Genomic DNA, 20017 nt, shown 5'->3' on the forward strand with positions numbered 1-20017 from the left:
GACCCATCGTTCCAGGCCCCCGGTGGACGCGACGGAGCTCAGCGCATGAACGAGGGGACGTCCACGTCGTCGTCCTCGGCCTTCTTCGCCGGCTTCTCCGGAGCGGCCGGGGCCGCCGGGGTGGCCGCCGCCGGCTCACCCTTCGCCTCGGCCTGGCGGGCCGCCTCCAGCTCCTCGGGCCGCGGCACCGGGGTGGCCGGGGTCGTCGGGGCCTGGGCGACCGCGGTCGGGATCGCGGGCTGCGGCTGGACCGGCGGCGCCGTGTGCCGCGCCCCGGAGTCACCCGGGGCGATCGGGCCGCGTCCCGGCCCGCGGCCGGGCTGGCCGATGGCGCTGGGGACGGCCTTCGCGTGGGTGGGCGCCCCGGAGTCGAAGCCCGCGGCGATGACGGTCACGCGGACCTCGTCGCCGAGCGAGTCGTCGATGACGGTTCCGAAGATGATGTTCGCGTCGGGGTGCGCGGCCTCCTGCACCAGCGAGGCGGCCTCGTTGATCTCGAACAGGCCGAGGTCGGAGCCACCCGCGATGGAGAGCAGCACGCCGTACGCGCCGTCCATCGAGGCCTCGAGCAGCGGCGAGTTGATCGCCTTGCCCGCCGCCTCGACGCTGCGGCCGTCACCGCGCGCCGAGCCGATGCCCATGAGGGCGCTGCCGGCCCCGGACATGACGCTCTTGACGTCGGCGAAGTCCAGGTTGATCAGACCCGGCGTCGTGATGAGGTCGGTGATGCCCTGGACCCCGGAGAGGAGCACCTCGTCCGCCGAGCGGAAGGCGTCCATCAGCGAGAGCGACACGTCGCCGAGCTGCAGCAGGCGGTCGTTCGGGATCACGATGAGCGTGTCGCACTCGTTGCGCAGCTCCTGGATCCCGTTCTCGGCCTGGGTGGCGCGGCGCTTGCCCTCGAAGGAGAACGGGCGGGTCACCACGCCGATCGTCAGCGCACCGAGCTTGCGGGCGATGCCGGCCACGACGGGGGCACCGCCCGTGCCGGTCCCGCCGCCCTCCCCCGCCGTCACGAAGACCATGTCGGCCCCCTTGAGGACCTCCTCGATCTCCTCGGCGTGGTCCTCGGCCGCGCGGCGCCCCACGTCGGGCGCCGCGCCGGCACCGAGGCCGCGGGTGAGCTCACGCCCGACGTCGAGCTTGACGTCGGCGTCGGACATCAGGAGGGCCTGCGCGTCGGTGTTCACCGCGATGAACTCGACGCCCTTGAGGCCGACCTCGATCATGCGGTTGACGGCGTTGACGCCGCCGCCACCGATGCCGACGACCTTGATCACGGCCAGGTAGTTGTGCGGGGGCGTCATGGGACCGCCTTTCACTGCGGAGTTCGGCGACACCGGCCGACACGCGGGGCCAACCCTCGAGTCTCGACCTCCGGGTGAGGTCTAGGGTCGAGGGCTCCCCGTTCCGGTGTCCGCGCGACCGTAGGCAGCCGACACCGCGTGATGCACGCAGGCGCGCCGGGCATGTCCCGCCTCGATGTCACCCGTCTGCCCCAACCGGTGCGAACTCTGGATGACGGGTCGAGACTTCCGGCCTCAGCCGGCCACCGACGCGTAGGACGTGCCGAGCCGGGCGTCGGAGAGCTCGTAGGTCGCGGTCTGGCCGATGCCCGTGTCGCGGTAGAGCCCGAGCTTCCAGTAGCTGTAGTTACCCGGGTAGAGCGTGCCGCCCGGCGGACGGAAGCCCGCGACCTTCTGCTGCCCGTCGACCCAGGCGTCGACCACGCTCTTCGCGCTGGAGCTGGAGAACTTCACGTGCAGCACCAGCGTGGTGACCTTGCCGGTGACGGCGGGGGCGATGACCTTGTCGAAGTTCTTCGACCCGCCGGGGTGGTCGAAGCCGCCGGAGAGGATGTAGTTGCCGTTCCCGATCCGCAGCTCGAGGGGCGGGCTCCCGGTGCCCTCGTTCTTGAACTGCGTGATGAGCTGCCAGGAGTTCGCGTTCACCGGGAAGCCGTCGGCGAGCCGGACCGACAGCCGGATGTAGCGGTCCTGCCCCTCGGTGAAGTTGTCGACGTTCGGCTCGATCTCGGAGCGCTTGCCGCCCCCCGGCATGGTGAACCGCAGCGCCTTGCGGCCCGCGAGGTCGGTGGCCGGGACGACCGTCGGCGTCTTCGCGCCGACCATGTTCCACGGCGTGTCCTTGAACATGCCCAGGCCCTGCGCGGTGATCGCCGCGTCCCAGATCGGCTTGGCCGCCGGGACGGGGGCCGTCCCCGAGTTCGGGGTGGGGGCCGGGGTGGTCGGCTTGATCGGGACGACGGTGGTCGACGGGGCCGGGGTGGTCGTGGTCGGGCGCACGGTGCTGGTCGGGGCCGCCGTGGTGGCCGGCGCGGCGGTGGTGCTCGGCGCCGGCGGGGCGGTGGCCGACGCGGGCGACGCCGACGTCGTCGAGGTGGTGATCCAGAGGCGCTGCACAGCCGGGCTCACGGCCCCCGACCCGCCGAGGAGCACGATCCGCGCCTGCACCTGGGTGGTGAGGGCGGGCAGGACGGTGCGGACGTCGTCCTTGGTCGGCAGCCACGGGCTCCAGGCGCCGTCGGGGAGGACGCCGCGGACGTCCACCCGGGCGGTCGCGCCGGGCGGCAGGTCGGCGGTCAGCTCGGTGGTGATCGCGTTCGTCGCCGCGGCGGGACGGCGCGGCGCGAGGACCAGCACACCTTCCGACCGGGCCTTCGCGGTGGACGGGGTCACCAGGCGGACGGCGCCGTCGACGAGCGCGACGTTCGCGTCGTCACCGCCGGACACGGCGAGCTCGGCGCCCCAGGTCTCCCCGGTCGGCACCGCGGTCGCCGAGGCCGCCAGCCCGATGACCGCGGCGAGCAGGGCGCCCGCCCCCGCCGTCAGGACGGTCCGACGACGACGGCGGGTGCGGCGCTCGCGGTCGGCGACCGCGGTCGAGGGCTGCGCGCCCGGTCCGCTGTGCGGGGACAGCGGCCGGTCGGGCAGGGGGGCGAGGAGGTCAGCAGGACGCGACACGGGGGGCCTCCACGGCGGCGGCGGGGACGTACTGCTGGGGACCGATCTGCAGCCACTGGCTGCTCGTGCCCTGCGACCCGGTGCGGGACTGGCCGGCCGCGGTGCAGGTGACGGCCATGCGGGCGCCGCCGGCGACGGCGCCGACCGCGGACGAGGAGTCGGTGGGCGCGGAGCGGACGACGAGGGTGGGCGCCCCGGTGGGTCGGGCCAGGGCGGAGGGCCCGGTGCCGGTCCAGAGGTAGGTCACGGTCACCCAGCTGTTGTCACGCAGCTGCAGGTCGTCGTAGTAGGTGCCGTCGGCGAGGTCGATCCCCGCGGGGTTCGCGACCTTGCGGCCGAAGCCGTCCTTGCCGCCGTTGTAGCCCCGCTGGAACGCGGCCTGGGCCTGCGGGAAGCCGAGGGCGAGGTCGCCCCACTGCTGCCGGGTGCCCGGGGCGTTCCAGTAGTCGTCCTTGATGTTCCAGGGGCCGACGTCCCACACCGGCGACCAGGCGCAGCGGCCGTTCGCGGCGCACACCTTGACCGTGTAGTCGCCCTTGTCGCGGGGCGCGAGGCCACGTCGGGAGGGCAGGGCCACGAAGTGGTCCCGCGGGACGATGACGTGGCCGTTGGCGGTGGTGTTGCCGACGAGACCGATGCGCGTGGCGAACACGCGGCTCGTGAGGGCGGCGACCTTCGCGGGGTCGGGCGCCGGCGCCGGGGTGGTCGTGGCCGGCGCGGGCGTGGTCGTCGGGGCCGGGGTGGTCGTCGGGGCCGGGGGCGTGGTCGGGGTGCCGGCGAGCGGCTTGACGCGGTCGGTGGTGAACCACAGCCGCTGCAGCGCCGGGCTCGCGCCGAAGTCGCCGGCGACGAGGGTGACCCGCACCTGCAGGTCCGTGCTGGGGTCGTCCAGGACGGCGGGTGCCGTGGCGGTCGCGGTGCTCCACTGGCTCCACGTCCCGTCCGACTTCACCCCACGCACGTCGACGATCACCTGGCCGCCGGGCGGCACGTCCGCGGTCACCTTCGCGGTGATGCGGTCGACGGGGGTCGCGACCCGGTAGGGCGCCAGGTACAGCTCGCCCTCCGTCCGCGGGGAGCGCGCGCTCTGGGCCCGGACGACGCCGTCGGCGAGCCGGATCGCCCCGGCCGCCGCGACCACGTTGGTGTCGTCGCCGCCCTGGACGGACAGCTCGGGCACCCAGGTCTCCCCCGGCGAGGTCGCCGAGGCCTGGTGCCCCAGGGACAACGCCAGGACGCCCGCCATCGCGGCGGCGGCGAGGGCCGACGCCACCGTCCGCCGCACCCGCGGGGGTGCCGTCCCCCTCGGATCGCGGTTCATCCTCTTGGCCATCGCGCTCGCACCTCTCCCACCGTCGTGACGACGGGGGGAGTTGACGCTGCGTGACACATCTGGGTCAAGCGAAACGCGTGGTGTGCACGTGAGTGATAACCGGAGTGGTGAAACCCGTTCGCGCAGGTCACACGTCCTTCACGTGTCGCCCGAGCGGGTGGTCACCTCCCCGGACGGGGGGTGTGGAGGGGCGTTCCGCCACCCTCGGTGCCCGCTGCCCCCCGGAGACACGGTGACCGCGCGTGACACTTCGAGTGGTGATCGAGGGTCGGGCGGTCGCGCTGCGGCAGCGGTCAGCTCACGACGGGCAGGTCCGGCGTCGAGACGTCGTACACCGAGCCCGGGCGCGTCAGCAGCGGCCCGAGCACGGCGGCCTTGCGCTCGTCCTCGGCGTCCGCGCCCCAGCGCACCGTGCGTCCGTCGAGGAGGAACGAGACGTCGTAGGCGCCGTTCGCGCGCAGCTCGGTGACCTTCGCCCGCAGCGTGGTCGGCAGCGCCTGCAGCACCCGCACCGCGGCCACCGTCGCCGGGTTCCCGGGCGACGCGGCCACCCCTGCGGGCAGCACCAGCCGCGGCACCCCGGCCGGCGCGGCGGGCATCGTGCGGTAGACGAACCCGGAGCCGTCGAGCAGCCCGACCCCGCCCGGGGCGGGCACGGCGGCGACCGGCTCCCGCTCGGTCACCGCCACCGTCACCGTGCCCGGCAGGGACCGCCGCACGTCGACCGACGCGACCCTCGGGATGGCGGCGACCCGCGCGTCCAGGTCGGCCGTGGAGAGCCACAGCAGGGAGGTCTCCGGGGGTACGGCCGCGGCCTGCTGCACCGCCGGGAGGGTCTCCGCCGCGGCGCCGGTGACCTCCACCGCGCGGACGTCGAACACCGGGGAGAACCCGAGCAGCCAGACCAGCCCGCCGACCACCGCCAGCGTCCCCACGGCCACGGTCCACCGCCGACGCAGCACCCGCCGTCGGGCCACGCGCGCCTCGAGCGCGGCGTGGTCGCGGGGGCCGCGGTCCCGCGGGGGCCGCGACGACGGGCGACGCGCGCGGCCGTCACGTCCCCGGGCGTCCCGGGCGCCCTCGGCGCGTCCGCGGCCGTCGCTGCGCGTGCGCCCGCCCGACCGGCCCGACCTGCCGTCGGGAACGCCGGGGCGGGGACGGCGGGTCGGGGGCGGCAGCGGACTCAGCCCCCGACGGGAGCCGGGGCGGTCGTGTCCCCCGTCGCTCCGCTCGCCTCGTCCCGGCGCTCGAGCTCGAGCAGCACCTCCGGGCCGAGGACCGTCACGTCGCCCGCGCCCATGGTGATGACGAGGTCGCCGGGTCGGGCGAGGTCGGCGAGCAGGCTCGGGACGGCGGCCCAGGAGGGCTCGTAGTGCACGTGCTCGGCGGGCAGCGTGACGTGCCGGGCGATGGTGGCGCCGTTGACGCCGGGCTCCGGCTGCTCGCGGGCCCCGTAGACGTCGAGCAGCACGACCTCGTCGGCCAGCGAGAGCGCCGCCCCGAACTGCTCGGCGAAGTCCCGCGTCCGGGAGTACAGGTGCGGCTGGAAGGCGACGATCAGGCGTCCCCGCTCCCCCAGCACCGGGCGGGCCGCGCGCAGCTGGGCCTCGACCTTCGTGGGGGCGTGCGCATAGTCGTCGTACACGCGGACCCCGCGGGCCTCGCCCCGGAGCTCGAAGCGGCGGCGGACGCCGGTGAAGGACTCCAGCCCCTCCAGGAGCTTGTCGAGCGGCGCCCCGAGGTCGAGCCCGGCCAGCAGCGCGGCGCACGCGTTGAAGGCCTGGTGCTCCCCCGCGACGCTCAGCCGCAGCGTGTGCTCGGCGCCCACCGACCCGGTCGAGCTCCGCTCCGCTGCGTCTCCCCCCACGCGGATCGTCAGGATCCCGGTGGAGGCCTCGGCGCGGTAGTCCAGCACCGTGACGTCCTCCGCGCCGACGGCGGTCCGTCCGTAGCGGCGCACCCGCACACCCGCGGCCGCCGCCCGGTCGCCGAGCGCGGCGGCGCCCGGGTCGTCGGCGCACACCACGAGGGCCCCGCCCGGCTCGATCCGGCCGGCGAACGCGTCGAACACCGCCACGTAGGCCTCCACGGTGCCGTGGTGATCGAGGTGGTCCGGCTCGACGTTGGTGACGATCGCGACGGCGGGCGAGTAGGCCAGGAAGGAGCCGTCGGACTCGTCGGCCTCGGCCACGAACACGTCGCCGTGCCCGTGGTGGGCGCTCGAGCCGGACGTGAGCAGGTCGCCGCCGATCATGAACGACGGGTCCGTGCCGCAGGCCTGCAGCGCCACGACCAGCATCGAGGTGGTCGACGTCTTGCCGGCGCTGCCCGACACGCAGGCGGCGCGGTGGTCGGCCATGAGCTCGGCGAGCACCGCCGAGCGGTGCAGCACCGGGATGCCGCGCGCGGCCGCCTCGAGCAGCTCGGGGTTGTCGGGGTCGGCCTGGTGGACCGCCTTCGTCGTGACCAGGGCGGTCGGGCCGCCGGGCAGCAGGTCGAGGTTGGCGGCGTCGTGGCCGACCGACACCTCGGCGCCCAGCGTCCGCAGGGCGAGCACCGCCCGTGAGTCCTTCGCGTCCGAGCCGGACACCATCGCCCCACGGGCGAGCAGGATGCGGGCGATCCCGCTCATCGCGGCGCCGCCCGCGCCGATGAAGTGCACGCGGGAGAGCAGCCGTGGCAGGTCCGGGACCAGCGCCTGCTCCCCCGGCTGCATGATCTCGTCGGTCACCGGTCGATCCCCTCCGTACCCGCCGTGCCCTCGGCCGCCTCCAGCACCATCCGGGCCAGTGTCTCGTCCGCGTCCGCGTGCCCCGTACGCCGGGCTCCCGCACTCATCGCCGAGAGGCGTTCGCCGCTGGTCAGCAGGGGGACGACGAGCTCGACGACCTTCTCGGGGGTGAGGTCCGCGTCCTCCACCAGGATGCCCCCGCCGTGCTCCACCACCGGCAGCGCGTTGAGCCGCTGCTCGCCGTTGCCGTGCGGCAGGGGGACGTACACCGCGGGCAGGCCGACCGCCGACACCTCGGCGACCGTCATCGCCCCCGACCGGCAGATCGCGAGGTCCGCGGCGGCATAGGCCAGGTCCATCCGCTCCAGGTAGGGCACCGCCACGTACGGCGGCGTGCCGCGGGGCACCTCGACGGTGTTCTTCGGCCCGTGGGCGTGCAGCACCCCGATCCCGGCCGCCCGCAGCGCGCCCGCGGCCCCCGCCACCGCCTCGTTGAGCGACCGCGCCCCCTGCGACCCACCGAACACCAGCAGGGTGGGGGCGTCCGGGTCGAGACCGAAGTGCGCCCGCGCCTTCGCCCGCAGCGCCTCGCGGTCCAGGGTCGTGATCGCGCGGCGCAGCGGCATCCCGATCACCGGCCCGTCGAGCCCGCTGCCGGGGACGGCCGCGGCGACCGCGGCGGCGTGGCGGGCGCCGACCTTGTTCGCGATGCCCGCGCTCGCGTTCGCCTCGTGCACGACGACCGGGACCCGGCTGCCGGGCAGCCGCGCGGCCAGGTACGCGGGCAGCGCCACGTACCCGCCGAACCCGACGACGACGTCCGCCTCGACCGCGCGGAGCACCTTCCGGGTCCGCCGCACGGAGTTCACGACCCGCCACGGGAGGGCCGCGAGGTCCTTCGACGGCTTGCGGGGCAGCGGCACCGGCGGCACCAGCTCGAGCGGGTAGCCCCGCTTCGGGACGAGCGTCGTCTCGAGGCCCCGGCTGGTCCCCAGGGCGGTCACCCGGGCGTCCGGGCGCAGCCGCCGCACCGCGTCGGCCAGCGCGAGCGCGGGCTCGATGTGTCCGGCGGTGCCACCTCCGGCGACGACGACGGACAGCGGACGACGGGGGCTGCGGGGACTGTCGGACACACGACTCCTACGTGGTGCGGGCGCGCCCCGGCTCGGGCGGCGGCAGGCGCAGGGCCCGCGCGAGGCGGCCCTGGCCGTGCGTGCGCAGCGCGGCGGCGGCATCGGTCTCGTGACGGGCGAAGTTCGCGAGCAGGCCGCCCGCGAACAGGGCGAGGGCGAGGGACGTGCCGCCTGAGGACACCAGCGGCAGCGGGATCCCGGTGACCGGGAGCAGGCCGACGACGTAGCCGATGTTGATGGCGGCCTGGATGACCAGCCACACCGTCAGCGTCGCCGCCACGACGCGGATCCAGGGGTCGACGGAGCGGGCGGCGATCCGCAGCCCGGTGTAGGCGAGGGTGCCGAACAGCGCGATCACCGCGGACGCCCCGAGGAAGCCGAGCTCCTCGCCGATGATCGCGAAGATGAAGTCGTTGTCCGCGTTCGGGAGGTAGCTCCACTTCGCCCGGCCCTGGCCGAGGCCCTGGCCGAACACGCCGCCGTCGGCGAGCGAGAACAGCGCCTGTCGCGCCTGGTACGCGGGCCCGAGCGGGTCGGCGTTCATCGGGTCGAGGAACGCCGTGATCCGGCTCTGCCGGTAGCTGGCGGCCACGCCGAGCACCACCACGCCGATGACGCCGACCGTGCCGAACAGGGCGAGCAGCCCCAGCGGGGCGCCGGCGAACCACAGCAGCCCCACCACGATGACGCCGAGCGAGATCGTCGTCCCGAGGTCGGGCTGCAGCATCACCAGCACGAAGATCAGCATCGCGACCGGCACCATCGGCAGCAGGGCCTGGCGCCACCGCCGCGGGGCCGGCCGGTGGCGGACCAGCACGTGCGCGCCCCACAGGGCGAGGGCGATCTTGGTGATCTCGCTGGGCTGCAGGGACAGGCCGGCGACCCGGAACCACGACCGCGAGCCGTTCACCTGCGCCCCGAGCCCCGGTACGAGGACCAGGGCGAGCAGCACGAGGCACGCGGCGAGCAGCCACGGGCTCGCCGCCCGCCAGCGTCGCGGCGGCACCCGCAGGCCGAGCCAGAACAGCCCCGCCCCGAGCACGGCGAACGCGAGCTGCCGGAAGAAGACGCCGTAGGACGACCCACCCGCGGCGTAGGCGTTCACCGACGACGCGGACAGGACCATGACCAGGCCCAGCGCGGTCAGCAGGCCGAAGACCGCGAGCACGAGGTGCAGCGAGGTCAACGGGCGCCCGAGCCACTGCGAGAGCGCGCCGGCGAGGGCGCGCACGTTCGGCGGGGCCTGCCGCGTCCGGCGCGGCGTGCGCCCCGTCGTCCGGGTGGTCACGACGACGGGTCCGCGGCCGGCTCGGCCACCGCGCCGGCCTCGGGCACCGGGTCCGGGTCGAGGCCGGGCTCGGCGCTCGCCCCGCTCGCGCCCGCGACCCGCTGGGCCGCCGCGGCGAACGCGTCGCCCCGCGCCGCGTAGTCGCGGAACATGTCCATCGAGGCCGCCGCGGGGGCGAGCAGCACGACGTCGCCGGGCCGGGCCATCGTCGCGGCCGACCGGGCCGCCGCCAGCATCGGGTCCATCGGGACATCGTCGCCCCCGCCGACGTCGTCGACCGGCACCTCGGGGGCGTGTCGGGCGAGTGCCTCCAGGAAGCGGGCCCGGTCGGCGCCGAGCACCACCGCCCCGGCGAGCCGCCCGGCGTTCGCGAGCACGAGGTCGTCGACGGCCGCGCCCTTGAGCAGGCCGCCCGCCACCCACACCACGCGGGCGTGCGCGGCGAGCGACGCGGCGGCCGCGTGCGGGTTGGTGGCCTTCGAGTCGTCGACCCAGCGCACCCCGCCCGACTCGGCGACGACGGCGCCGCGGTGCGCCCCGGGTGCGTACGCGCGCAGCCCCGCGGCGACCGCCTCGGCGGGGACCCCGTGGGCGCGGGCGAGCGCCGCCGCGGCGAGCGCGTTGGCCTCCCCCGGCGGGCCCGAGGGGACGATGTCGGCCACCTCGGCCAGCAGCACCGGACGCCGGTCCTCGCCCCCGGCGTCGTCGAAGGCCCGGTCGACCAGGCGGCGCACCCCGCGGGTGGTGTCGACGCCCAGCTCTCCGGGGCCGGGCTCGCCGCGGGTGAACCCGACCCGGCGTCCGGGCGCGGCGCGCAACAGTCCGGCGGCCCGCTCGTCGTCGAGCCCGCCGATCGCGACCCGGCCGCGCAGCACCCGGGCCTTCGCGGCGGCGTAGGCGGCCATCGAGCCGTGCCAGTCGAGGTGGTCGTCGGCGACGTTGAGCACCGCGCCGGCGAACGGGGCGACCGAGGGCGACCACTCCAGCTGGAAGCTCGACAGCTCGACCGCCAGCACCCGGTGCCCGGCGCGCAGCGCGTCGACGATCGGCAGACCGATGTTTCCGCAGGCCACGGCGTCCAGGCCCGCCGCCAGCAGGATCGCCTCGAGCATCCCGGTGGTGGTCGTCTTGCCGTTGGTGCCGGTGACGGCGAGCCAGACCGGCGGGCCGTCGGGGCACACCGCCGGGTCCTGTCCCAGCCGCCACGCCAGCTCCGGCTCGCCGATCATCTCGACGCCCGCCGCGCGGGCGGCGAGGGCCAACGGGGAATCCGGCCGGAACCCGGGGCTGGTGACGACGAGGTCGCACCCGTCCGGCACCGACGCGAGGTCGGTGGTGGACGCGACCGGGCGGTCGCCCAGCGTGGCGAGCTGCGCCGGGTCCGCGTCGGCCACGGTCACGCGGGCACCGAGCTCGAGCAGGACGTCGACCACCGAGGCCCCGGTGCGCCGGGCCCCCGCGACCAGGACGTGCCGTTCACGCCACTCAACCACCGGACGCGGCCAGCCACTCGCTGTAGAACAGCCCGAGCCCCAGCGCGCAGCAGATCGCCGCGAGCAGCCAGAACCGGATGATCACCGTGGTCTCGGCCCAGCCGGCGAGCTCGAAGTGGTGGTGGAAGGGCGCCATGCGGAACAGGCGCCGCCTCGTCGTCCGGAAGACCGCGACCTGGAGGACCACCGAGAGGGCCTCGACGACGAAGACGCCGCCGAGCACCACGAGCAGCAGCTCGGTGCGGGTGACCATCGCGAGGCCGGCGAAGAGCCCGCCCAGGGCGAGCGACCCGGTGTCGCCCATGAAGATGCGGGCGGGCGCCGCGTTCCACCAGAGGAACCCGATGCAGGCGCCCATCCCGGCGGCGGCCACGAGCGTGATGTCGAGCGGGTCGCGCACCTGGTAGCAACCCGCCTCGATCGCGGTGCCGCAGTCGTTGCGGAACTGCCAGAACGAGACGATCAGGTAGGTCGCGAGCACCATCGCCGAGATGCCCGCGGCGAGTCCGTCGAGCCCGTCGGTGAGGTTCACGGCGTTCGAGGCGGCCGTGACGATGAGGTAGCAGAACAGGATGAACCCGACGCTGCCGAAGCCGACCACGGCGATGTCCCGGACGAACGACAGGTTCGTCGAGGCCGGGGTGAGCCCCTGCTCGTCGACGAACTGCAGCGCGAGCACGCCGAAGATCACGGCGGTGACGAACTGGCCGACCAGCTTCGCGGTCTTGTTGAGGCCCAGGTTGCGCTGTCGCCGGATCTTGATGAAGTCGTCGAGGAACCCGACCACGCCGAGCGAGGTCATGAGCAGCAGGACCAGGAGGCCGGACGCCGAGATCGAGACGTCCGCGGCCAGGTGCGAGGCGAGGTAGCCGACCCAGATCGCGATGAGGATGGCGACCCCGCCCATCGTCGGGGTGCCGCGCTTGCCCTGGTGGCTCTGCGGGCCCTCCTCGCGGATCTCCTGCCCGAACCCCTGCCGGATGAACAGCCGGATCACGTACGGCGTCAGCAGGATCGACACCGCCAGGGCGAGCCCGGCGGCGACCAGTACGCCCTTCACTGCGTGTCTCCCGCCCGGCCGTGTGCCAGCTCGGCTGCGCTCCATGTCGCGAGGAGTGCCTCGGCGACCTTCTCCAGCCCGGCCGACCGGCTGGCCTTCACGAGCACCACGTCCCCGGGCTCCGGGTGCACGGCCTCGACCGCGCTCGCGGCGTCCGGCACCAGGTCCGAGGACAGGCCCGCGGCGCGGGCGGCCTCGTGCACCCCGCGCGCGGCCTCGCCCACGACGACGAGGCGGTGCAGGCCGGTGCTCGCGGCCAGGCGGCCCAGCTCGGCGTGCGCGGCGTCGGCGTCGTCGCCGAGCTCGGCCATCGCGCCGAGCACGGCGATCCGACTGCCGCCCTCCCCCGCTCCCATGGCGGCCAGGGTGGCGAGCGCGGCCCGCATCGACTCCGGGTTCGCGTTGTAGGCGTCGTTGAGCACCCGGACCCCGTCCGGCCGCTCCCCCACCTCCATCCGCCAGCGGCTGCGCGGGACGGCCGCACCGAGCGCCGCGGCGATCGTCCCGACGTCGAGGCCGGTCGCCTCCAGCGCGATCGCGGCGGCCACGAGCGCGTTGTCGACCTGGTGGGCACCGCGCAGCCCGAGGGCGACGTCGGCCTCGCCGGCCGGCGTGACGAGCCGGAAGCGGGCCCGGCCCTCGGGGTCGATCGTCTCGTCGACCGCGCGGACGTCCGCCTCCGGCGCGCGCCCGGCGTGCACGACCCGGGCGGCGGTGCGGGCACGCATCGCGGCGACCACGGGGTCGTCGGCGCCCAGCACCGCGACCCCGCCGTCGGCCGCCGCGGGCAGCGCCTCGACCAGCTCGCCCTTGGCCTGCGCGATCGCCTCGCGGGAGCCGAACTCCCCGAGGTGCGCCGACCCGACGTTGAGCACCGCGCCGATCCGCGGCGGCGCGACCCGGCACAGGGCCGCGATGTGCCCGCGGCCGCGGGCGGACAGCTCGAGGACCAGGTGCTTCGTCGCGGTGTCGGCGCGCAGCACGGTCCAGGGGTGGCCGAGCTCGTTGTTGAAGCTCCCCGGCGGCGCCACGGTGGGCCCGTCGCGCTCGAGCAGCGCCGCGACCAGGTCCTTGGTCGAGGTCTTGCCCGACGACCCGGTGATCCCGACGATGCCGAGCTGCGGCAGGGCGTCGGCGACGTGGCGCGCGAGGGTCTGCAGCGCGACCAGCACGGCGGCACCGGACGCGTCGTGGGCGGCGTCGGGGACGTGGGCGTCGGTGAGGGGCTCGACGAGCACCGCCGGGCCGTCGACCTCCCGGGCCGCCAGGATGCCGGCCGCCCCGGCGGCCACCGCCGTCGTCGCGAAGGCGTGGCCGTCGACGCGCTCACCCGGCAGGGCGACGAACAGCCCGCCGGGGGTGACCGCGCGGCTGTCGAACTCGACCGTGCCCGTGATGCGCTCGTCCCCGGTCGCACGGTGCAGCCGTCCGCCGACGAGGCGGGCGAGCTCCGCGAGGGTCAGCTCGATCACGCAGGTTCCTCTCCCAGGGCGGTCGTGAGTTCGTCGACGTCGGAGAAGGGCAGCGTCCGCGCCCCGACCTTCTGGCCGAGCTCGTGGCCCTTGCCGGCGACGACGACGACGTCGCCGGGTCGCGCGGCGGCCACGGCCGCCCGGATCGCGGCGCGCCGGTCACCCTCCTCGGCCACGATCGCACGGGCGTCCGACGCCACCCGCGCCCCGTCCAGCATCGCGGCGCGGATGGCCGCCGGGTCCTCGGAGCGCGGGTTGTCGTCGGTGATCCAGACCAGGTCCGAGAGCTGCGCGGCGAGCGCGCCCATGACGGGCCGCTTCTCCCGGTCGCGGTCGCCGCCGCACCCGAGCACCGTCAGGACCCGGCCGTCCACCTGCGTCCGGAGGGTGCGCAGCAGCGCCTCCACGGCGGCCGGCTTGTGGGCGTAGTCCACGACGGCGAGGAACGGCTGGCCGGCCTCGACGCGCTGCATGCGCCCGGGGACGGTGACGGTCGCGAGCCCGGCGGCCAGGCGCTCCGGGTCGAGCCCGGTCGCGTGGCCGCACGCGAGCGCGACCAGGGCGTTCGCGACGTTGAAGGCGCCGGGGAGGCGCAGCGTCACCGGGAGGGCGAGCCCGTCGGGGCCGAGGGCACGGAAGGACTGCGAGCCGTCGGGGTGGGCCACGACGTCCGCGGCGGTCCAGTCGGCCGGCCCGGTCGTGCTCACCGTGGTCGCGGCGACGGAGTCGGCCAGCCGCCGGCCCCACGCGTCGTCGACGCAGACGACGTGCCGGTCGGCCCGCCCGTCGAACAGGCGCGCCTTCGCGGCGAAGTAGTCCTCCATCGTCGGGTGGAAGTCGAGGTGCTCGGCGGAGAGGTTGGTGAACGCGCCGACCGCGTACCGGGTGCCGGACACCCGGCCCTGCGCGAGGGCGTGGCTCGAGACCTCCATCGCCGCGTGGCTCACGCCCTGCTCGACCATGGCGGCCAGCAGCGCCTGCAGGTCGGGCGCCTCGGGCGTGGTGAACGCGCTGGGCACCCGGCGGCCGTGCATGCGGGTCTCGACGGTGCCGATCAGCCCGGTGGTGGTCCCGGCCGCGGCGAGCGCGGCCTCCAGCAGGTACACCGTGGTCGTCTTGCCGCTGGTGCCGGTGATCCCGAGCAGCGCCAGGTGCGCCGACGGGTCACCGTAGAGCCGCGAGCACGCCGGCCCGAGCGCCTCGCGCGGCTGCGGGTGCACCAGCGTCGGCACGGTCCCGACGGCGGGGCGGGTCGCCCCGGCGGGGTCGGTGAGCACCGCGACGGCGCCCCGGTCGAGGGCCTGGTCGGCGTAGTCGGCACCGTGGGCGCGCGCGCCGGGGAGGGCGGCGAACAGGTCCCCCGGCCTGACCTCGTGGGCACGGAGCGTCGCGCCCGTCGTCGGGACGTCGGCGCCGGACGAGCCGTCGGGGACCCGGACCTCGGGGGACGTCCCGGTGGCCTCGGCGATACGCGCGGCGAGGGCGTCCAGGGCCGTCGGGAGCACCGTGGCGGGCCGGACGACGGCCTCCTGCGCGGTCGGATCCGCGTCGCCTCCCCCGGCGCTCGTCGACGTCCCCGCTCGGCCCTCGGGGGGCTCCACGGCGGTCCGGCTCGGAGCGGGCGGCACGGGCGGAAGGCTACTCACCGTCCCGATCACGCCCTCCTGCGCCCTCCCGCCGCGCACCCCCGCCCGAGGGGAACCCGCACGCGGTCCGGGCGGACGGATGCTCCCCTCACGGGGCGGTGCGGGACCCGTCGTCGAGCATCCGCAGGTGGGCCGCCACGGCCGCCCCGGCCCGGTCCGCGTCGCCGGTCGCGAGCAGGTCGAGCAGGGCCCCGCGCAGCACCGCGAGCAGCAGGGCGCGCTCGGCCGTGCCCTCCGGGGTGGACACGCGCCCCGAGGGCTGGTGGGCGGCGAGCAGGAGGTCCCAGTCGGTGACGGTGTCGCGGGCGAAGCCGGCCCAGGGGCTCGCGTCGTCACCCGGCTCCTGCCCCAGCGACCGGCTGTACGCCTCGAGCCACAGGCGCAGCAGCGCGCGGTGTTCCGCGGCGGCGAGCCACTCCCACAGCACCCGACCCACGCGCGCGAGCCCGGCGTCGTCGGGAAGGGCGTCCAGGACCCGGAGCTGGTCGGCCCGCGACCGCCCGAGCAGGGCCCGGACCAGGCCGTCCTTGCTGCCGAAGAGGTAGAGCAGGACCCGCGGGCTCGAGCCGACCGCCTCGGCGAGCGGGCGCAGCGACATGCCCGCCCAGCCGTGCTCGAGGACCCAGCCGTAGGTCGCGTCGAGCAGCTCCCGCCGTCGGGCCGACCCGGTCTCGTCGGTGGTCTCGGTCGCCGTCACGGACGTCAGTGTGCTTCACTGAAACACTTGTTTCAGTCAGGAGGGTGTCATGGGTGAGGTCACGGTCCGGGCAGCCGACCGCCCCGGCGACCTGGGCTGGGTGGTGATGGAGCACGGCGAGCTCTACGCCGCGGAGTACGGCTGGGACGTGGAGCGGGTGACGGCGGGGATCGTGGCGGGCTACACGCCCGGCCCCGACGCCGCCTGGATCGCCGAGTTCGACGACCGCCGGATCGGCTGCGTGTTCTGCGTGCGCGAGGACGCGACGACCGCCCGGCTGCGCCTGCTGCTGCTCGACCCCGCCGCCCGGGGACTCGGCCTGGGCCGTGCCCTCGTGCGCCGGTGCGTGCAGCACGCCCGCGACGCGGGGTTCGCGCGCCTCGTGCTGTGGACGAACGCGCCGCTGGCCGCCGCGCGGGGCATCTACCTCGCCGAGGGCTTCGTGCTCACGGCCGAGGAGCGGCACGACGAGTTCGGCGTGCCGCTCCTCGGCCAGGACTACGCGCTGGACCTCACGGCGTGAGCTGCAGCGGGACCTGGCGCGGCGGCGCGGTGGACACCGGCACGTTCCCGTGGGCGGCGAGGTAGGAGCCGATGTCGTGGAACAGCGGCGCCGCCGAGTCGCCCCCGGGCGGGGCGTCGAGCATCAGCGCGACGACGTAGCGCGGGTGCTCGGCCGGGAACATGCCCGCGAAGGTGATCCAGTAGATCGACTTCGCGTAGCAGCCGCAGCCGGGGTCGACCTGCTGCGCGGTACCGGTCTTGCCCGCGACCGGGTAGCCGTCCATCGCCGCCTTCGCCCCGGTGCCCTCGTTGGGGCTCTTCCCGGACTGGATGACCGACTGCAGCATCTGGCGCATCGTCTGCGCGGTCTGCGGCGACATCGCGCGCACCGGCTCCGGGGCCGGCGCCGGGGTCCGCACGCCGTCGGGCGCGACGGTCGCGGAGATCACCCGCGGCGGGATGCGCACCCCGTCGTTGGCGATGGCCTGGTACATGCTCGCCATCTGCAGGGTGGTCATCGACAGGCCCTGTCCGATCGGCAGGTTGCCGAACGTCGAGCCCGACCAGTCGGCGCGGGCCGGAACGGACCCACCACTTTCGCCGGGCAGCTCGACGCCGGTCTTCGACCCGATCCCGAGCTTGCCGAGCATGTCGGCGAACCGGTCCGGGCCGACCTTCTGCGCGGTCAGCAGCGTCCCGACGTTCGAGGACTTCCCGAGGATGCCGTTCATCGTCATCGGCACCGGACCGTGGACCCAGGCGTCGTTGATCGTCCGGTCGGCGACCTTGATGTTGCCCGGCACCGTGAGGACGTCCTCCGGGCGGATGAGGCCCGCCTCGAGCGCCGCCGAGAAGGTCACCGCCTTGTTGACCGACCCGGGCTCGAACGGCGTCGTGACGGCCGGGTCCCCGCCCACCGGCGCCCCGCCCGCCCCGGCGTTGGCCAGCGAGAGGATCTGCCCGGTCTGCGAGTCCAGCACCACCGCGCTGCCGTCCTTCGCCCCGGTGCGCGCCACGTAGGCCGAGAGCTTCTGCTGCACCGTGTACTGCAGGTCGGCGTCGAGGGTCAGGACGATGTCGGTGCCGGCCTGCGCCGGCTGCTCGGCCCGCGTGGAACCCGGGATCACGGCGTCGCTGCCCTCGGCGGTGTCGACGACCCGGAACCCGTCCTGGCCGGCGAGCACCTTGTCCTCGGCGCTCTCCAGCCCGACGTTGCCGTTGATGCGGCCCTTGTCCATCGACCAGGACGCGCTGCCCACGACCGATCCGCCGACGTCCCCGGCCGGGTACTGCCGCGACTCGCGGTCCTCCTGGGCGATCTCCGGGAACTGCTCCCGAATCGTGCGCGCCGCGGTGGGGTCGACGAGCGGGGCCAGCACCACGTAGCTGCGGTCGCTCATCAGCGCGGCGAAGAACGGCTGGGGGTCGGTGTGCAGGATCGCGCCCATCCCCTGGGCGATCGTCGCCTTGCGCTGCTCGGGCGTGGGGGCGCCCGGCGTGTTGCGGATCTCCGGCGTCGACCAGTCCGCGGCGATCCGGCGCGGGTTCGCGACCAGCGCCTTCGCCTCCACGGAGAACGCCAGCGGGGTGCCGTCCCGATCGAGGATGGCGCCGCGCTCGGCGGGCACGACCAGGCGCGTCATCCGCTGCTTCGCCGCGTCCGCGGCGAGGTCGCCCGCACTGATGGCCTGGACCTCGACGAGCTTGCCCGCTGCGATCACGAGCAGCACCACGAGCAGCAGGCGCCCGATCCGCAGACGGCGACGCGGGTCCGGGGGCCGGGGCGTGCGGGGGCGACGGGGCGGTCCGCTGCGGGGCGGCGGGCCCGGCCGTCGGGGCGGGAGCGGACGGTCGTCGCGACCGCGCGCGCCGGGGACGCGGGACGGGGGCCGCGTCAGGGTCGCGGGCGGGCGGGCCATCAGCGGCCGCCGGCGCCGGCCGGGGCGGGCGCGGGGGCGCCGCCGGACGAGGACTGGACACCGGTCGCCGGGTCGGCGCCGAGGGCCTCGGGGTCACCGGCCTGGGTGCGGGCGTCCTGCGGCGTGGCGGCTGCCTGGGTCGCGGGTGCAGCCGGGTTCGCGGCCGGCGGGGCGGCGGGCGCCGGGTTCGCGACGGCGGGCGGGGCCGGCGGCGGGGCCGCGGCGCGCGCCTTCTGCGGGGTGCCGACGACCTGGCTGGTGCCGTCGGGGTGCACGAGGATCACGGCCGGGATGCCGGCGGGCACCATGCCGATCCGCTCGGCCGATGCCGCGAGCGCCGGGGCCGCCTGCATGGCCGCGACGTCCCGGTGGAGGCGCTCGACCTCCTCGGAGCGGTCACGCGTGGCCTGGCGGGCGTCGTCGAGGCGGTAGGAGTCGGCCGCGGCGGCGGTCGAGAGCCACAGCGTCGCGACCAGACCCGACGTCAGGAGCACCATGATCAGCAGCACGAACGGCGCCGTGCCACCCGCGCTCTCCGCCGGGGCGGCGGCGCTCGTGGTCCGCGGACGTCGCGTCCCCGCGGCCGGCGCACGTCGCGAGGTGGCGCGCGCCCGCGCGCCGGCCTTCGTGGTGCCCGTCGTCGGGTCCGCGGGCGTCGGCGCGGTCCGTGTCGTGCTCCGCGCGCCGTCGGTGCGGGCCGTCGTCGCGCGCTGGGTCAGGGTTCCCGAGCTCATGCCGCCTCCCGGACACGTTCCGCCGCTCGCAGTCGCACCGAGGCCGCCCGCGGATTGGCGGCGATCTCGGCCTCGTCGGCCTTCTCCGCGCCACGGGTGAGCAGCGCGAGTTCGGGGTGGTCCTCCGGGCGCAGCACCGGCATGTCCGGCGGCGCGGTGACCTGGGACCGCTGGGTGAGGACCCGCTTGACGATGCGGTCCTCCAGCGACTGGTAGCTCATGACGACGAGCCGCCCGTGCAGCGCGAGGGCGTCCACTGCGGCGGGGATCGCCCCGGCGATGGCGTCGAGCTCGCCGTTGACCTCGATGCGCAGCGCCTGGAAGGTGCGCTTCGCCGGGTGGCCCCCGGTGCGCCGGCTCGCCGCCGGCATGGCCTGCTCGAGGAGGGCGACGAGCTCCGCGCTGGTCCGCAGCGGAGCCCGTCGCCGGGCACGGACGACGGCCTCGACGATGCGTCGGGCCGCACGTTCCTCCCCGTAGTCACGGAGCACCCGCACGAGCTCGCCGGGTGCGTAGGAGTTGAGGACGTCCGCGGCGCTCGGACCCGTGGTGGGGTCCATGCGCATGTCGAGCGGCGCCTCGCGGGAGTAGGAGAAGCCCCGCTGGTCCTCGTCGAGCTGCAGCGAGGACACCCCGAGGTCGAACAGCACGCCCTGCACCGGTCCGAGACCGAGCCGGTCGAGGACGTCCGCGATCTCGTCGAACACGGCGTGCACGAGGTGGATGCGTCCGGCGTGCGGGGCGAGCCGCTCCCCCGCGAGCCGCAGGGCCTCGGGGTCGCGGTCGAGGCCGACGAGGGTCAGACCGGGGTGGCGGGTGAGCAGGGCCTCGGCGTGCCCGCCGAGTCCGAGCGTGCCGTCGACGACCACCGCGTCGGGCCCGTCGAGGGCAGGGGCGAGGAGTTCGAGGCAGCGTTCGAGCAGCACCGGGACATGGCGCTCACCCGTGGTGCGCATGTGGGTGAATTGCGAGGCGTCGTCGTGCGAGGGACCGGTCGGGTCCATAATCCGCCTCCACCGTGTC

Annotated in this window: 16 protein-coding genes; 1 reads left to right on the forward strand and 15 read right to left on the reverse strand. The window is 75.7% G+C overall.

Annotation, left to right across the window (positions count from 1 at the left end; all coding sequences use genetic code 11):
* Window positions 1–38: 38 nt before the first annotated feature.
* The 12 genes from ftsZ to BJ983_RS09685 all read right to left on the reverse strand — a co-directional run bounded on the left by ftsZ (window position 39) and on the right by BJ983_RS09685 (window position 15837).
* Entirely contained in the window at window positions 39–1307 is a 1269-nt protein-coding gene (gene ftsZ, locus BJ983_RS09630; protein ID WP_179793599.1) for a cell division protein FtsZ, read from the reverse strand.
* 234 nt (window positions 1308–1541) lie between these two features.
* Window positions 1542–2984, reverse strand: a complete 1443-nt coding sequence (locus tag BJ983_RS32195; protein ID WP_179793600.1) for a heparin lyase I family protein — start codon at window positions 2982–2984, stop codon at window positions 1542–1544.
* On the reverse strand, window positions 2968–4317 hold the full coding sequence (locus tag BJ983_RS09640; RefSeq protein ID WP_218890189.1) for a hypothetical protein: 1350 nt from the start codon (window positions 4315–4317) through the stop codon (window positions 2968–2970). Before BJ983_RS09640 ends, BJ983_RS32195 begins: the two co-directional genes overlap by 17 nt.
* A 293-nt stretch (window positions 4318–4610) precedes the next feature.
* Complete coding sequence (locus BJ983_RS09645; RefSeq protein ID WP_343053960.1) at window positions 4611–5294, reverse strand: cell division protein FtsQ/DivIB; 684 nt, start codon at window positions 5292–5294, stop codon at window positions 4611–4613.
* A gap of 206 nt (window positions 5295–5500) precedes the next feature.
* Window positions 5501–7033: a UDP-N-acetylmuramate--L-alanine ligase gene (gene murC, locus BJ983_RS09650; RefSeq protein ID WP_179797591.1), complete on the reverse strand. Its 1533-nt coding sequence runs from the start codon at window positions 7031–7033 to the stop codon at window positions 5501–5503.
* 11 nt (window positions 7034–7044) lie between these two features.
* Complete coding sequence (murG, locus tag BJ983_RS09655) at window positions 7045–8181, reverse strand: undecaprenyldiphospho-muramoylpentapeptide beta-N-acetylglucosaminyltransferase (RefSeq protein WP_179793601.1); 1137 nt, start codon at window positions 8179–8181, stop codon at window positions 7045–7047.
* A gap of 7 nt (window positions 8182–8188) precedes the next feature.
* Window positions 8189–9469, reverse strand: a complete 1281-nt coding sequence (gene ftsW, locus BJ983_RS09660; protein WP_343053961.1) for a putative lipid II flippase FtsW — start codon at window positions 9467–9469, stop codon at window positions 8189–8191.
* Window positions 9466–10962 carry a UDP-N-acetylmuramoyl-L-alanine--D-glutamate ligase gene (murD, locus tag BJ983_RS09665; protein ID WP_179793602.1) on the reverse strand — a complete coding sequence of 499 codons (1497 nt, stop codon included), beginning with the start codon at window positions 10960–10962 and terminating at the stop codon, window positions 9466–9468. Before murD ends, ftsW begins: the two co-directional genes overlap by 4 nt.
* Entirely contained in the window at window positions 10955–12022 is a 1068-nt protein-coding gene (gene mraY, locus BJ983_RS09670) for a phospho-N-acetylmuramoyl-pentapeptide-transferase (RefSeq protein ID WP_179793603.1), read from the reverse strand. The genes murD and mraY overlap by 8 nt, the downstream gene beginning before the upstream one ends.
* Window positions 12019–13494 (reverse strand): UDP-N-acetylmuramoyl-tripeptide--D-alanyl-D-alanine ligase, encoded by a 1476-nt coding sequence (locus BJ983_RS09675; protein WP_179793604.1) that lies wholly within the window; start codon window positions 13492–13494, stop codon window positions 12019–12021. The genes mraY and BJ983_RS09675 overlap by 4 nt, the downstream gene beginning before the upstream one ends.
* Complete coding sequence (locus tag BJ983_RS09680) at window positions 13491–15122, reverse strand: UDP-N-acetylmuramoyl-L-alanyl-D-glutamate--2,6-diaminopimelate ligase (RefSeq protein ID WP_343053962.1); 1632 nt, start codon at window positions 15120–15122, stop codon at window positions 13491–13493. The genes BJ983_RS09675 and BJ983_RS09680 overlap by 4 nt, the downstream gene beginning before the upstream one ends.
* A gap of 106 nt (window positions 15123–15228) precedes the next feature.
* Window positions 15229–15837, reverse strand: coding sequence for a TetR family transcriptional regulator (locus tag BJ983_RS09685; RefSeq protein ID WP_179793605.1), 609 nt, complete (start codon window positions 15835–15837; stop codon window positions 15229–15231).
* A gap of 49 nt (window positions 15838–15886) precedes the next feature.
* On the opposite strand from BJ983_RS09685, the gene BJ983_RS09690 reads away from it, so the two are divergent.
* Entirely contained in the window at window positions 15887–16360 is a 474-nt protein-coding gene (locus tag BJ983_RS09690; RefSeq protein WP_179793606.1) for a GNAT family N-acetyltransferase, read from the forward strand.
* On the opposite strand, the gene BJ983_RS09695 is transcribed toward BJ983_RS09690, so the two are convergent.
* The 3 genes from BJ983_RS09695 to rsmH are packed head-to-tail and all read right to left on the reverse strand — an operon-like array spanning window position 16350 to window position 19950.
* On the reverse strand, window positions 16350–18260 hold the full coding sequence (locus tag BJ983_RS09695; protein ID WP_179793607.1) for a peptidoglycan D,D-transpeptidase FtsI family protein: 1911 nt from the start codon (window positions 18258–18260) through the stop codon (window positions 16350–16352). The two genes, BJ983_RS09690 and BJ983_RS09695, sit on opposite strands and share 11 nt — an antisense overlap.
* Window positions 18260–18994 carry a cell division protein FtsL gene (ftsL, locus tag BJ983_RS09700; RefSeq protein WP_179793608.1) on the reverse strand — a complete coding sequence of 245 codons (735 nt, stop codon included), beginning with the start codon at window positions 18992–18994 and terminating at the stop codon, window positions 18260–18262. The genes BJ983_RS09695 and ftsL overlap by 1 nt, the downstream gene beginning before the upstream one ends.
* A complete protein-coding gene (gene rsmH, locus BJ983_RS09705) occupies window positions 18991–19950 on the reverse strand; it encodes a 16S rRNA (cytosine(1402)-N(4))-methyltransferase RsmH (RefSeq protein WP_179797597.1) in 960 nt (319 codons plus the stop codon). Before rsmH ends, ftsL begins: the two co-directional genes overlap by 4 nt.
* Window positions 19951–20017: the final 67 nt, after the last annotated feature.

The sequence above is a fragment of the Actinomycetospora corticicola genome, from assembly GCF_013409505.1.
In the GTDB taxonomy this organism is placed as follows: Bacteria; Actinomycetota; Actinomycetes; order Mycobacteriales; family Pseudonocardiaceae; genus Actinomycetospora; species Actinomycetospora corticicola.

What these genes read in the sequence shown, in the direction of transcription:
- ftsZ (WP_179793599.1), bottom strand. Translation starts at nt 1,307, where the DNA reads ATGACGCCCCCGCACAACTACCTGGCCGTGATCAAGGTCGTCGGCATC.
- BJ983_RS09640 (WP_218890189.1), bottom strand. Translation starts at nt 4,317, where the DNA reads ATGGCCAAGAGGATGAACCGCGATCCGAGGGGGACGGCACCCCCGCGG.
- murC (WP_179797591.1), bottom strand. Translation starts at nt 7,033, where the DNA reads ATGCAGCCGGGGGAGCAGGCGCTGGTCCCGGACCTGCCACGGCTGCTC.
- BJ983_RS09690 (WP_179793606.1), top strand. Translation starts at nt 15,887, where the DNA reads ATGGGTGAGGTCACGGTCCGGGCAGCCGACCGCCCCGGCGACCTGGGC.
- BJ983_RS09695 (WP_179793607.1), bottom strand. Translation starts at nt 18,260, where the DNA reads ATGGCCCGCCCGCCCGCGACCCTGACGCGGCCCCCGTCCCGCGTCCCC.
- ftsL (WP_179793608.1), bottom strand. Translation starts at nt 18,994, where the DNA reads ATGAGCTCGGGAACCCTGACCCAGCGCGCGACGACGGCCCGCACCGAC.
- rsmH (WP_179797597.1), bottom strand. Translation starts at nt 19,950, where the DNA reads ATGCGCACCACGGGTGAGCGCCATGTCCCGGTGCTGCTCGAACGCTGC.